This window comes from Sphingomonas sp., from assembly GCF_040398505.1.
Lineage (GTDB): Bacteria > Pseudomonadota > Alphaproteobacteria > Sphingomonadales > Sphingomonadaceae > Sphingomonas.
Window position 1 is genome coordinate 1 of sequence record NZ_JBBATX010000077.1, and the last position, 12,921, is coordinate 12,921.

At 65.6% G+C, this 12,921-nt stretch carries 12 protein-coding genes; 3 read left to right on the forward strand and 9 right to left on the reverse strand.

Annotated elements, in window-relative coordinates; translation table 11 throughout:
* The first annotated feature begins 137 nt into the window (after positions 1–137).
* Positions 138–629, forward strand: a complete 492-nt coding sequence (locus tag ABWP09_RS10285) for a hypothetical protein (protein WP_353205053.1) — start codon at positions 138–140, stop codon at positions 627–629.
* Positions 630–881: 252 nt separating this feature from the next.
* The gene (locus ABWP09_RS10290; protein ID WP_353205054.1) at positions 882–1,271 is read left to right on the forward strand and encodes a hypothetical protein; all 390 of its coding nucleotides are present in this window, start codon (positions 882–884) and stop codon (positions 1,269–1,271) included.
* Positions 1,272–1,332: 61 nt separating this feature from the next.
* Here ABWP09_RS10290 and ABWP09_RS10295 read toward each other — a convergent pair whose 3' ends face one another.
* The 4 genes from ABWP09_RS10295 to ABWP09_RS10310 form a co-directional block, all read right to left on the reverse strand.
* On the reverse strand, positions 1,333–2,712 hold the full coding sequence (locus ABWP09_RS10295) for a sensor histidine kinase (protein WP_353205055.1): 1,380 nt from the start codon (positions 2,710–2,712) through the stop codon (positions 1,333–1,335).
* The gene (locus ABWP09_RS10300) at positions 2,709–3,830 is read right to left on the reverse strand and encodes a DUF2336 domain-containing protein (RefSeq protein WP_353205056.1); all 1,122 of its coding nucleotides are present in this window, start codon (positions 3,828–3,830) and stop codon (positions 2,709–2,711) included. Before ABWP09_RS10300 ends, ABWP09_RS10295 begins: the two co-directional genes overlap by 4 nt.
* A gap of 35 nt (positions 3,831–3,865) precedes the next feature.
* Positions 3,866–5,014 carry a hypothetical protein gene (locus ABWP09_RS10305; protein ID WP_353205057.1) on the reverse strand — a complete coding sequence of 383 codons (1,149 nt, stop codon included), beginning with the start codon at positions 5,012–5,014 and terminating at the stop codon, positions 3,866–3,868.
* 62 nt (positions 5,015–5,076) lie between these two features.
* Positions 5,077–5,370, reverse strand: coding sequence for an Hpt domain-containing protein (locus ABWP09_RS10310; RefSeq protein WP_353205058.1), 294 nt, complete (start codon positions 5,368–5,370; stop codon positions 5,077–5,079).
* Between the two features lie 83 nt (positions 5,371–5,453).
* On the opposite strand from ABWP09_RS10310, the gene ABWP09_RS10315 reads away from it, so the two are divergent.
* Positions 5,454–7,778: a coiled-coil domain-containing protein gene (locus ABWP09_RS10315; RefSeq protein ID WP_502959787.1), complete on the forward strand. Its 2,325-nt coding sequence runs from the start codon at positions 5,454–5,456 to the stop codon at positions 7,776–7,778.
* A 2-nt stretch (positions 7,779–7,780) separates the two neighbouring features.
* On the opposite strand, the gene ABWP09_RS10320 is transcribed toward ABWP09_RS10315, so the two are convergent.
* From ABWP09_RS10320 to panB, 5 genes are all read right to left on the reverse strand, one after another.
* A complete protein-coding gene (locus ABWP09_RS10320) occupies positions 7,781–8,194 on the reverse strand; it encodes an Hpt domain-containing protein (protein WP_353205060.1) in 414 nt (137 codons plus the stop codon).
* Between the two features lie 148 nt (positions 8,195–8,342).
* A complete protein-coding gene (gene der, locus ABWP09_RS10325; RefSeq protein ID WP_353205061.1) occupies positions 8,343–9,740 on the reverse strand; it encodes a ribosome biogenesis GTPase Der in 1,398 nt (465 codons plus the stop codon).
* Between the two features lie 50 nt (positions 9,741–9,790).
* On the reverse strand, positions 9,791–11,143 hold the full coding sequence (locus ABWP09_RS10330) for a PQQ-like beta-propeller repeat protein (protein WP_353205062.1): 1,353 nt from the start codon (positions 11,141–11,143) through the stop codon (positions 9,791–9,793).
* Positions 11,140–11,841 (reverse strand): tetratricopeptide repeat protein, encoded by a 702-nt coding sequence (locus ABWP09_RS10335; protein ID WP_353205063.1) that lies wholly within the window; start codon positions 11,839–11,841, stop codon positions 11,140–11,142. The genes ABWP09_RS10330 and ABWP09_RS10335 overlap by 4 nt, the downstream gene beginning before the upstream one ends.
* Before the next feature lie 89 nt (positions 11,842–11,930).
* Positions 11,931–12,791, reverse strand: a complete 861-nt coding sequence (gene panB / locus ABWP09_RS10340; protein WP_353205064.1) for a 3-methyl-2-oxobutanoate hydroxymethyltransferase — start codon at positions 12,789–12,791, stop codon at positions 11,931–11,933.
* Between the last annotated feature and the right edge of the window lie 130 nt (positions 12,792–12,921).

The window sequence follows — 12,921 nt, forward strand, 5'->3', positions numbered from 1 at the left end:
GTTGCTGTTTCGAGGCCTTAAGGCATCGGGTCGGCGTCGGCCCAGGGAGCCCTTACAACCCATTAAGCCAGTCCATTCGGAACTTAGTAGAGACTTTTTGGCCATGCTGTGAACGCACGCAACGACGGGGTGGCACCATGGTTAAATGGCAAACAGATTGGCCGTTGCTCGCAAGCTCCAGAGGCAGCAACAGCACCCAAATTATCGCTCTAGCGACGATTATCGCCTCTTTGGTGCCGCTTGCACCGGTTTCTGCCCAAGCATCGGTCGCCAGCTCCCGAAGTGCCGAAACGGCAAAATCAGGGCGTCACTGCGACGCGCAAGCCGATTGCTCCGGCCTGTCGATCAACGAGACCCGAGCGCTTTTTGCCAATGATGCGGATGCTGACACGGCGGATTCCGCATTTACCAGCAGAAGGTTCGTGACCGTAAATGTTGCCCGCGCGTCTCAGCGTTATCTTCTCGCTCTAACCGGCGAAACATTTGGGACTTTGGGACCACATTATCATGCGAATTTTTCGCTCAAACTCGGAAGTTTATCGGTGAACATGGATTCCGATAACGCCTTCCCAGAACATGATCCGATGGCGTCCGCGGATTTCGTCCTATCGGTCCATCGCAAATTTTGAGGTGGATGCCGGATGACGCCATCTCGGGAGGGGATGTGGGCTGTTGGGCGGCATCCGCTCTCCCCTCAAACCCCCACCCCAAAAACACGCGTTTACGCCTAACCTTAGCCTAACCTTCCGCGTCCTCACCCCGCCGCCCGGCGCGTTGACCGAGCGCTCTTGAGGGGCACGGTTCGGTCACCACCCCATCCACCTTGGCTTTTCCCCAAACCCGCGCCACCCTCGCGCACCGCACGGTTTAAGGCGCACAACATGGAGGCGATCATCGAAATCATCCTGCAATTTCTCGGTGAGTTCCTGCTGCAAATCGTGATCGAATGCTTCTCAGAGGCGGGCCTCCACGCCTTGGCAGACGCATCGGAAAGGCCGCGAAATGCGTTCGTGTTGGTTCTTGGCTATGCGATCTTCGGCACGATCGCCGGCGGGCTAAGCCTGTTGATCCTGCCGCATCCCTTCATCACGAACCTTGCCCTGCGCGAGGCGAATGTCCTCATCACCCCGGTGATCGCCGGTGCCGTGATGATGCTGGTCGGCCGGTGGCGCGACAAGAGAGGGCAGGAGCGCTTCGGCATCGACCGCTTCGGCTATGCCTTCGTCTTTGCGTTCTCGATGGCGCTGATCCGGTTCAACGGGGCGAGTTGAGCACGCTAAGGCCCAAGAAACAAACCAGCGATGGTGCGACTCGTGCGACTTTAAGACGCCCTCACCCCACCCGCACCGGCAAGGTGAACACGAACCGCGCCCCCTGCCCCGGTGCGCTGTCGACCGTCACATCGCCGCCCATCGCCCGCGCCAGTCGCCGCGCGATGTACAGCCCAAGCCCCGATCCCCCGGCCTCGCGCGGATCGACGCGTTCGAACTTGTCGAAAATCCGCGCCTGATCCTCTGGCGCAATGCCCCGGCCCTGATCGGCGACGATGATCGCGGAGACATCGCCCTCGCGCTCGGCGCGGACCCACACCATGCCGTCGACGGGCGAATAGCGCACCGCATTGCCGATCAAATTGACCAGCACTTGCAAGGCGCGGCGGAATTCCCCGGTCGCGGGCAAGACCTCGCCAAGTGACGGCCGATCGATCCGCACCTTCGCCTCGGCCGCGCGCACCTGGAGCAAGCCTGCCGCCCGGCGCGCCACATCGGCGAGATCGACCGCCTCGTGCGCGACCACGAAATCGGGCCGCTCGATCGCTTGCAGGTCGACCAGATCGTCGACCAGCCCCATCAAATGCCGCCCGGCACTGGCGATATCGGCGGCATAGTCGGCATAGTCCTGACGCAGCGGCCCTTCGGACTGCGCGTGAATGCTATCGGCATTGGCGATGATCCGGTCGAGCGGCGAGCGCAGCGCCTGGTCGAGCCGGGCCGCGAACGCAGACGTCGTCGCGTCGGGCGCGGATGGCGCCGCGACCGGCGGCACGCTGGCATCGTCGAGCATGTGCGCCGCGCCGACAAAGCCCGCAAACGCGCCGCTCGCATCGGTGCGCGGATTGGCGGCGAGCCGCACGCCGCGTCCGGTGTCGCGGATCGTCGCGGGCTGATTGTCGAAGCGTTGCTGCAGCGCGAGGCCACCTAGGATCGGAAACGCCCCGCCATCGCTCTCACCAAGCACGAACAACCGGGTCAGCGGCTGGCCGAGCATCGCCGCCGCATCGAACCCGTAGCGCGCACCGGCCGAGACCGAGAGGAAGGTCAGCCGCAGCGCCGAGTCGGTCTCCCACAGCCAATCGGCTTCGCTGCGCAGGAAATCGGACGCGCGCTCCTCGGCGATCCCGCCGGGATGCCACGCTGCGCGGCTGCGCCAGCCGGTAATAGCCAGCCGCACGCCGCGCGGTTCGGGCTGCGCGCGGACCCATAATTCGAGATCGCCATCGCCGTCCCCCGCGACGACGCCGCGCGACACAAGGATGCCAAGCCGCTGCGCGAGCCGCGCCAGCGTCGCGATCTGCGGCACCGCCAGCGGCTGCCCGATAGTGCCACCGGCGCGTGCGTTGAGGTCGTGCAGCCGCTGATCGGCCTCGACCAGCCGGCCATCACGGTCGATCAGCCCGCGCACCGGCGGCAACATCGGTTCGTTGACGTTCATCGCACGCGATCCTGCTGCCGGGCCAGCGCAACCAGCGCGGCGCGATAATCGCGGTGCAGCAGCAAGGGGGCAAGTGCGTGGCGTGCAGTATCGGGCGTGACCGCGACAATCGCATCGAGCCCTTCGGCGAACCGGTCGATGTCGCGGCGCGGATCGGCCTCGCTCAACGCGAGGCCAATGCGTGCGATCGATTCGCGGTCGAGCTCAAGCGCGCGCAGCAGCAGCCACAGCCGCTCGCCACCCGGATCGAGCACGATCTCGCGCGCATCGCCATAATCGAGCCCGAGCGCATGCGCGAGCAAGGCGACGAACAGCGACAGACGGCGATCGGCGAGCGATTCGACCAGCAAGCCTGGCAATTCGTTGGCTTGCGGGTCGAGGGCTGCGGCAAGGCGGAGCGCGGTCGCCTCCAACCGGTCGCCCTCGTCATGCGCCGCGATGCTGCGCAGCGCCGCCTCGGCGAGCGCGCGGTCAAGCAGCGACAGCGCTTCCCCCGCCGAATCGGCAAAGCGTTCGCGCAACGCCGCCGCTATCCACCAGACCAGCCGGTGATGGAGTTCGGCGGGCAAATCGCTTGAGCTCGGTTGCCCCGGCGCGGGCGGCACGCGGCGGCGGCTTTCGGCGGACAGCAGCGCAATCGCGCTTGCCGCGACGACGCTGTCGCCCTGTTGCGCAAGCCGCGGAAGGAGGCTCGCGCGGTCCGGATCGTCGGGTGCATCGCTCGGCAGGGCGTCGGCGAGCAGATCCTGCCGCACCCGCCCGAACAGTTCGCGCATCAAATCGGGATCGCGCACCAGCCCGGCACCGACTAGGCGTTCGAGGGTCGCGGGGGCCTCAGCATTGAGCGTTGCGGCCAGCGCCGCGGCGTCGCGCGCAGCGAGCAAGCGGGCGGCATAACGCCGCAGCGCGGCCTCGATCCCCAGCGCGAGATCGCCCAACACCGCTGCCATCGCCACCCGCGTGCGATCGTCGAGCCGTGCCGTCTCCACAAGAAAGAAATCGTCGATCGCCACGCGCAGCCGCGCATCGGCGCGCACGTCCGCCACCGCTGCACGGGCGAGCAGCGCGTTGGCACCCCTACGAGTCCCATCATCCATGTCGCGACGTTCAATCGACATGTTCTCGTCTCTAGGGGGTTGTCGTTAAGGCGAGACTAAGGCTTTTCGCGAAACGCCTCAATTGCCGCCGCCAACGTTACGGCGGCGTAGAGACCGGCACTTTCCAGCGCGCCCAGCGGCTGGCCGGCGATCAGCAACGGCAGCATCACCACCGGATAGGCCACCGGGCTGGCCCAAAGCCGGCGCTGGTGCTCGGCGGGTGCGGCGCGTTCCAGCAACGCGGCGACGATCAAGAGTGCCACCGCCAGAATCAGACCTGCCGGTCGGTCGGCACCATAGCCGACCGACAGCGCGGCCAGCGCCGCGATAGCGGGCGCCGCATGGCCGGTAACGCGCACCAGCGGCGCATCGTCGCGCACCCAGGCGAGCGACGCGGCAATCTTCGCGCCAAGCATTGCCAGACACGTGACCGCCATCCCGATCGCCGGATGCCCGAACGCGATCGTCGCCACCGCCGCGATCGTCAGCACGACCGCCAATGCCAGTGCGGCAATCGTCGGCACCCCGCGCTTCATCAACGGCGGCAGTGCCAGACGCACAACTGGCGCAAACACGAACCGATCCGCCCAGCGCAGCGGCCGCGCGACCAGCGCCGCGACCGTCCCGTTACCGCGCCGTGCAAGCGCCTGCGCATTGCGTTCGATGCCGTGGCCGGGGGCCATGTGCGAGTCGAGCCGCACCTGATCGGCCCCCGCTTGCGCCGCAGCGCGCAACAGCGTCGACTGGAAATCATAATCGCGCGGCATGGCGGCGACCTCGGCAATGCGCTTGCCGTCGAGCAAGGCGAGCCCCGCCCACGCCGCCTTCGCGCCGACGCGTTCGTAATGCAGATCATCCTGATCGGTCACCAGCAACGTGTCCTGCCCCGCGGCGGCGAGCGACTGGACGACATCGCCGGTCGTCACCACGCCGTCGGCAACGACGAGCACACGCGCCAGCGGATGCAGTTTCTCGACCGCTTCGGTGGCAGTACGCACCGCATCGACCGCGATCCCGCGCCGCCCGATCCGGCTGATCGCACCAAGCAATTCCGGCGTCATCCGCGCGACCACGAGCACGATTTGCGTTGCGCCCGCCGAAGCAAGCAAGCGCGCCTGAAACTCGATCAGCGTCAACCCGCCGAACGGCAGCGTCGCGGCAAGCACGCCCACGCGGTCATCGGCATCTTCAGTCGCAAAAATCATTCCAGCCAGCATCGCTGGGCTGTTAGGGGGTAAGCGGCGCTATGGCAAAGCCCGTTCGGGGATTACAGCCGTTCGACCGCACGACGCAGCCGACGCATCAGCCCCGCATCGTGCGCTTCGCTCTCGGCGGCCTCGGTGGCGATCGCCATCAGCCGAATCGCGCCGAAGCTGGCGGCAAGACCACGCAACCGGAACGCGGCCGCACGCCACGCATCATCCCCTTCGGCGCATTCCAGCACCGCGAGCCCGCGTTTGACGCTTTCGAGAAACGCCTCGCGCAGCTCGGCGATCAGCGCGGGTTCGTCGCCGACCGCCGCCGCCAAAGTCGCATCAATCGCACCGGGATCATAGGCCATGGCGAATGGCATAGCGACAAAGGCCTTAAAGTTCGGTTTCGCAATTCGCTTTGCGTGCGCGCCATTCGTGGTAAACAACCAAGATGAGTGGGGGTTCGCGTATCATAGACTTGCGGCCGCACGGTGCCGCGCCAGCCAGCGAGCCACGTGCGAGCGTGGCCCAGCCGGAGGTTGACGCCACGCCGCGATCCGAAACCGCGTCGGATGATCCGATCGAACTGACCGAGCTTGCAGACGATGTCGCCGCTCCGCGCGGTAACGGGCCATGGCTCGCGGTGCTCGGCACGCTGCTCGCGCTTGGCTGGGTCGGCGGCATGCTGTGGCTGTGCCGCGACAGCCTCACCACGCTTGCGCCCCCGGCCCTCGCCAGCTTCGTCGCCGCCTTGTGCGTGCCGCCTGCGCTGATCGGCGTGCTGCTGTTGCTGGCCTTACGCACCAGCAGTGCCGAAGCGAAGCGGTTCGGCCGCACCGCTCAGGCCATGCGCGCGGAAGCGGCCAGCCTTGAGCGCACCGTTGCGGCGCTTTCGAACAGCATCGAAACCAATCGCGCAAACCTTGCCGAACAAACCGCAACGCTAATGGCGCTAGGCGACGGCGCGGTGTTGCGGCTCGAAACGGTCGGGACCGGGTTGGCCGAACATGTCGCCAGTGCCGATTCGCATGCCACCGCTTTGGCGGCGGCGGCGGATGCGGCACACACGCGCCTGCAAGTGCTGCTCGCTTTGCTACCGCGCGCGCACGGCGAGACCGAAACGCTCGCGCAACTGCTCAAGACCACCGGCGTCACCGCAAGCGAGCATGCCGCCGCGCTCGACGCGCAGCTCACCGCGCTGTCCGAGCGGGGGCGCGAGGCCGATGCGGTCGCGAACGGCGCCGCACAAAAGCTCGCCGCGCACATCACGCGCATGGAAGCGACCAGCGAGACCGCCGGCGCGCGGCTCGAACAGGTCACTGGCGATATGTCGAACGCGGTCGACGGGCTACTCGGCCGTACCGCCGACGCGGTCGACGAAGCGCGCAAGGGGATTGCGGCGCAAGGCGATGCCATGCTGGCGATGCTCGGCACCAACCAGGCCGCGCTCGACCGCGCCGCACGCGATAGTGCCGAGGGCCTTGCCGCGCGCATCGGCGAAATCGAAACGCTGATCGATCGCGTCGCCGCACGATTGGCCGAACAACGCGACGCCAGCCAAACCATCGTCGGAGAGATCGATTCGGGCATCACGCGCGTCAGTGGCACGTTCGATACGCTCCACGCGCAAGGGGTAACGCGCGCGCAAGCGCTCGCCGCGTCGATCAGCGCGCTCGGCGGCTCGGCCGATGCGATGACCGAAGCACTCAAGACCGGCGATACGATGGCGACCACCGCGATCGGCACGACCGAACGGCTGTTGCTCGCACTCGATTCGGCGGCGCGGGAGATTGACGAGACGCTGCCCGAGGCGCTCAATCGTCTCGACGATCGCATTGCCTCCAGCCGCAAGATCGTCGGCGCGGCCAAGCCCGAATTGCTGGCGCTCGTGACGGCGGCAGAAAGCACGCATGACGCGATCGAGGCGATTGCCCATGTCATTGCGAGCCAGCGCGACACCGTTGACACACTGTCGGGAACGCTGCTCGACACGCTCAGCGACGGCAAGGTCAAGGCCGATGCGCTCGGCGCCATGGTCGAGGAAACGATCAGCCGAACGCATCGCTTCGCCGAGGACGCCGCCCCGCGCCTGGTCGAAGCGCTGTTGCGCGTGCGCGACACCGCCAGTGCCGCCGCCGACCGCGCCCGCGAAACGCTCGCAACGGTCATCCCCGAGGCGGCGCTCGCACTCGAACAGCAAAGTGCTGCGGCGATGGAACGCGCGATCGGTGCTGGCGTCCGGCGCGAGATCGCCAGTATCGGCGCCGCCGCCGAAACTGCCGCAGATGCCGCGGCGCGCGCGTCCGAACGCCTGACGCGTCAAATGCTCGCGATTGCCGATTCGACCGCGATCGTCGAATCGCGCTTGGAGGAGGCCAAGGTCGAGCGCGAGAACGCCGATCAGGATACGCTAGCGCGCCGCGTGTCGCTGCTGATCGAATCGCTCAACTCGGCGTCGATCGACATCGCCAAGGCATTCTCCAGCGACATTTCGGACAGTGCTTGGTCGGCCTATCTGAAGGGCGATCGCGGGGTCTTCACCCGGCGCGCGGTGCGCTTGCTCGATGCGAGCGAAGCACGCGAGATCGCGCGGCTGCATGAGGAAGACGCGGCGTTCCGCGATCAGGTCAATCGCTACATCCACGATTTCGAAGCGATGCTGCGCCAGATCCTGTCGCAACGCGACGGATCGCCGCTCGGCGTGACGATCCTGTCGTCGGACATGGGCAAATTGTACGTCGCCCTGGCGCAAGCGATCGAACGGCTGCGCGCCTGAGTTCAGTTGGCGCGACGACCGAAAGCGGGACGACGTTCAACCAGCGGGTTTGATTCGCGCTCCAGCATCGATAGCGTCGCTTCGAACAGCGGACGCAAGGCGACGATGTCGGACAAGGCTTGATCGGGCGTATCGCGATTCTCGACACAATCGCGCGCAATCGCCTCAATGCGTTCGGCCAACACGCCCAGCGGCTCGGCGCCGAATTGGCGCGCTTCGCCTTTCAGCGTATGCGCCGGGATGACCATGCCGGCGGCATTTTGCGCGCGCATCGCCGCCTCCAGCGCCGCGACCGACTTTACACCATCCTCGCGGAAATACCCTAGAATGCGGACGAAGCCCGCGCCGAGTTCGGCGCGCGCACGCGTAAAGACGTTCCAGTCGATCAATTCTCTAGCGTCGAGCGACACGGTCATCTCCCGCTTCGAGCGCCATCGCTCGAAAGTAGGGTCTGTCTACCGCGCGCAAGTAAACGAGCCGTTGACGCGCGCAATAAACACCGTCGCCGCTAAAGCGATCGTCGACGGAGCTCGTGGTTAAGCGCAACCCGTCATGATGATTCGCTCACCGATCGAACGGGTTCTTCGGCGCGCGCAGCGTCAGCCGCACCGGAACCGCGCCAAATCCAAGGTCACGACGGATGCCGTTGATGAGATACCGCTGATAGCTCATCGGCAACTGGTCCACGCGCGTGCCGAACAAGACGAAGCCAGGTGGCCGTGTCTTGGCTTGGGTCAGATAGCGCAGCTTGATGCGCTTGCCCCCCGGCGCGGGTGGCGGGTTGGCCTCGACCGCCTTTTCGAACCAGCGATTGAGTTCGCCGGTGCCGACGCGGCGCGACCAGGCATCGCGCGTTTCGAACGCCACCTTCAACAAGGTGTCGATGCCCTTGCCGGTTGCGCCCGAAACGGTCAGCACGGGCATGCCCTTGATCTGGCTGAGCCCTTCCTCAAGCGCGGCCTTGATTCCGTTGAACAGGCTCGACCCGTTCTCCGCCACGTCCCATTTGTTGATCGCGACGATCAGCGCGCGACCTTCCTGCAACGCAGCATCGGCGATCCGCAAATCCTGCGATTCGAGTCCCCGCGTCGCATCGAGCAGCAGCACGACGACCTCGGCAAAATCGATCGCGTGGAGCGCATCCGCCACCGACAGCTTTTCGAGCTTGTCCTGGACGTTGGCGCGCTTGCGCATCCCGGCGGTATCGATCAGCCGCACCTTGCGCGCATTCTCGCCCGGCTCGCGCTCGGGGTCGTGCCAGATCCAGTCGACCGCGATCGAATCGCGCGTGATCCCCGCCTCCGGCCCGGTGATCAGCCGCTCCTCGCCCAGAATACAGTTGATCAGCGTCGATTTCCCCGCATTCGGCCGCCCGATGATCGCGAGCTTCAGCGGCGCGTCGGGGCTATATTCCTCGTCGACATCGGCATTGGGAATATCCTCGCCCGCCGCATCCTTTTCGGGTTCGATATAGGGCAGCAGCGCGTCGAACAGTTCGACCAGCCCCTCGCCATGTTCGGCGGACAATTCGACCGGATCGCCAAAGCCGAGCGACAGCGATTCGAGGATGCCATCGGCCCCGGCCTTCCCCTCGGCCTTGTTGGCGACGAGGATGACCGGAGTCGTCGACCCGCGCAGCCAGCGCGCGATTTCCTCGTCGAGCGGGACCAGCCCGACTCGCGAATCGATCATGAACAGCGCGACATCGGCTTGCGCGACGGCCGCTTCGGTCTGCTGACGCATCCGCCCGGGCAGCGAGGCAGCATCCTGATCCTCATAGCCGGCGGTATCGATCACGCGGAAATCGAGGCCGACCAGCGTCGCAGCGCCCTCGCGCCGATCGCGAGTCACGCCGGGGCGATCATCGACGAGCGCGAGCTTTTTGCCGACGAGACGGTTGAAGAGGGTCGATTTGCCGACGTTCGGCCGGCCGATAATCGCGACCACAGGGAGACTGGACATGCGCCCCCTTACGGGAAACGCATGCTTCCGTCACCCCGCCTTGGGCCGGGTCATTTATACGCGGTCACGCGACCCTTTTGATCGAGCACGTAAAGCGTCGAATTCGCCACGATCGGGGGCAAGGTGAAGGGTGCTTTGGCGTCGATCACGCTGGTCACCTTGCCGGTGTCGACCGAGGCAGAGGCGATTTGCCCTTGCGAATTGGTCAGGACCAAGCGGTTTCCGGCGAGGACCGGACCGTACCACGTCACCGGGTTGGCCTTTTTCGAATCCTTGACTGTGCCGTCCTTCTTGACCTTTTCGCTCTTGTAGCGGCGCAGCTGGCTGATCCACCGGACCTTGCCGGTCGCGCGCGCGAGGCAGACCAGCCGCGCATCGTCGGTGACCATGAACACCCACTCGCCCGCGACCCAAGGGGTCGAGATTCCGGCGAAATTCTGCTCCCACAGGCGCTGACCCGACACGATCTCCAGCGCGACCATGCGGCCGCCTTGCCCGACCGCGAACACGATGCCGCGGTCGATGACCGGATCGGCATCAATGTCGGCGAGCGAGGAAACCGAGGTCGAGATGGTCGAGCGCGACAGCGCGTCCTGCCACAGCGTACGGCCATTTTCATAGCGATAGGCGTTGAGTTCGCCCGACGAGAAACCCGCGACCACGGTACCCTGGCTGACGGCCGGTGCGGCAACGCCGAACACGCCTTGCGTTTCGATCGAGCCCGACTGAGTCCATTGCACGCTGCCATCGGCCTGCGACAAAGCGTAAAGCTGATTGTCCTGGCTGAGGATATAGACTTCGCCGTTCGCCACCGTCGGCGAACCGCGCAGCGGCGCGCCCGGCTTGGCACGCCATATCACCTTGCCGGTGGCCGCATCGAGCGCCACGACATCGCCCAGTCCGTCGGTGGCGAAGACCTTGCCATCCTCGAAGCTGACGCCGCCGCCAAAGCGCGCACTGCGCGACTTCTTGTCCAACGTCGCGATGTTGGTGGTCCACACCGATCCGCCGTTGGTCGCGGAAAAAGCGTGTACTTCGGCATCGACGTCGATCGCATAGAGGCGACCGTCCGCCACGACCGGCGCTGCGCCAAGCCGCTGGCGGTTGCTGCCGCCGTCGATCGTCACGCTCCACGCGCGCGACAGATTGGCGCCCAGCGTCATATTGCCGATCGACTTGGCGGAGTTGCCGCCGGGTTGCGCCCAATTGTCATTGGTCACGGCCGGCGGCACCAGCACTTCGACCCCGGCGATCGTCTTGTCGGCAAGGACATCGTTCTCCCCGGCGAGGATCGCGATGCGCTGGCCGAGCACGGGGGTCTTTTTCTTACCCTTGAACGTCGCGCAGCTGCTGAGCGCGACCGCGGCGACGGCGATGATCAGAAAACGGTTGGTCATCTTCATTTCGATTTCTGGTCCTTAGCCTCGATAACGGCATCCACGCCCAATACGCCCGCCATCTGAACCGCACGTTGCCGCATGGTCTCCGACATGTCCGGGTCGCGGGCAATTTGTCCAAACAGCGTCCCCGCCAAATCGCGGCGGTTCATCCGCAGATACGAAATCGCGACGAGTTCGCCCGCGCTGCCGAACCACGGATTGCCCTTGACCGCGATGCCACGCAGGCGGCCAATGACCACTTCGGGCTTCAGCGTATCGAATTCGGCGGTGGTCTGGCGGATCAGCGCGAGATCGCGGAACGGCTGCCCGATCGAGGCATCGGTCGCGACTTGCGAAAACTTGGTCGCGGCACCGCGCAAATCCTGCTTTTGCAGCAGGATATCGGCCTGGCTCATCAGCGCGAGCGCACGATACCCCTCGACGCTCGATCCGGCGAGCGTGGTCAGCTTGCCTTGCGCGGCTTCGGGATGCGCGCCGCCGATATCCTCGTAGGCCTTGGACAGCGTTTCGCCCTGCTCACCGGCTGCGCTCAACTGTTGCGCGCGCCAGATCTGCCAGCCGCCAAAGCCGAGCACCGCCAGTACCAGTACTGCGATCGCGACGATCCCGTAGCTGCGCCACGCCTTGGCGAGCTGATCGCGACGCAGCTCCTCATCGACTTCGCGCAAGAATGCAGCATCGGTGTTCGGCGGGACAGCCAAGGGGGAAACTCCGTCGGGAAAGGGTGTGGGACGCGCGGACCTTAGCGCCGCGCCGCGCCAAACAAAAGCGTTCAAAAAAGCCGGTTCGTTCAGTCCTTTGGCGCGTAAATCTGCTCGGGTCCGGGAAAGCTGCGAGCGCGAACGTCGTCGGCATAGGACGCGACCGCGGCGGAAATACGGCCCGCCATGTCGTCGAACTTCTTGACGAAGCGCGGGGTGCGTTCGAACAGGCCGAGCATATCCTCGGCCACCAAAACCTGTCCGTCGCACTGCGCCGAAGCGCCGATGCCGATCGTCGGACAGCCGACCACGCGGGTAATCTCGATCGCGATCGGCTCGACCACGCCTTCGATCACGATCGCAAAGGCGCCAGCGTCCGCGACGGCAACCGCATCCGCGACGATCTTTGCCGCCTCGACCTTGCTGCGCCCGCGCGCGCCATAGCCACCCAGCGTGTTGACCGCTTGCGGCGTCAGCCCGACATGGCCCATCACCGGAATCCCACGTTCGGACAGGAATTTGACGGTCGGGGCCATCGCGATTCCGCCCTCCAGCTTCACCGCCGCCGCGCCGGTCTGCTTGAGCAGATAGGCGGCACTCTCGAACGCCTTTTCGGGGCTTGCCTCGTAACTGCCGAACGGCATGTCGATCACCACGACCGCATGGTAGCTGCCGCGCACGACAGCAGCGCCATGCGCCGCCATCATTTCGAGCGTGACCGGCACCGTCGATGGCAGGCCATAGATGACTTGCCCGAGGCTGTCGCCGACCAGCAGCATATCGCAATGCGGATCGAGCAATTGCGCAGTCCGCACCGTGTACGCGGTGAGCATCACCAGCGGGACGCCCCCCTTCTGCTTGCGGATCGCCGGTACCGTCAACCGCTTCATCGGTGCGGGCATCGGGTTGGCGCGGCTGGTGGCGGTGTCGATGGTGAAGGTTGTGGACATACGCGAGCGTCATAGCGAGTTCGAACCCGGCCCGCCAGCGCCGAACGGGTACCATGTACGATACGATCGACTCAGTGTTAAGTTATACATACATTCAGTAAATCAAATGTAACATGGAGAGGGTAATGCC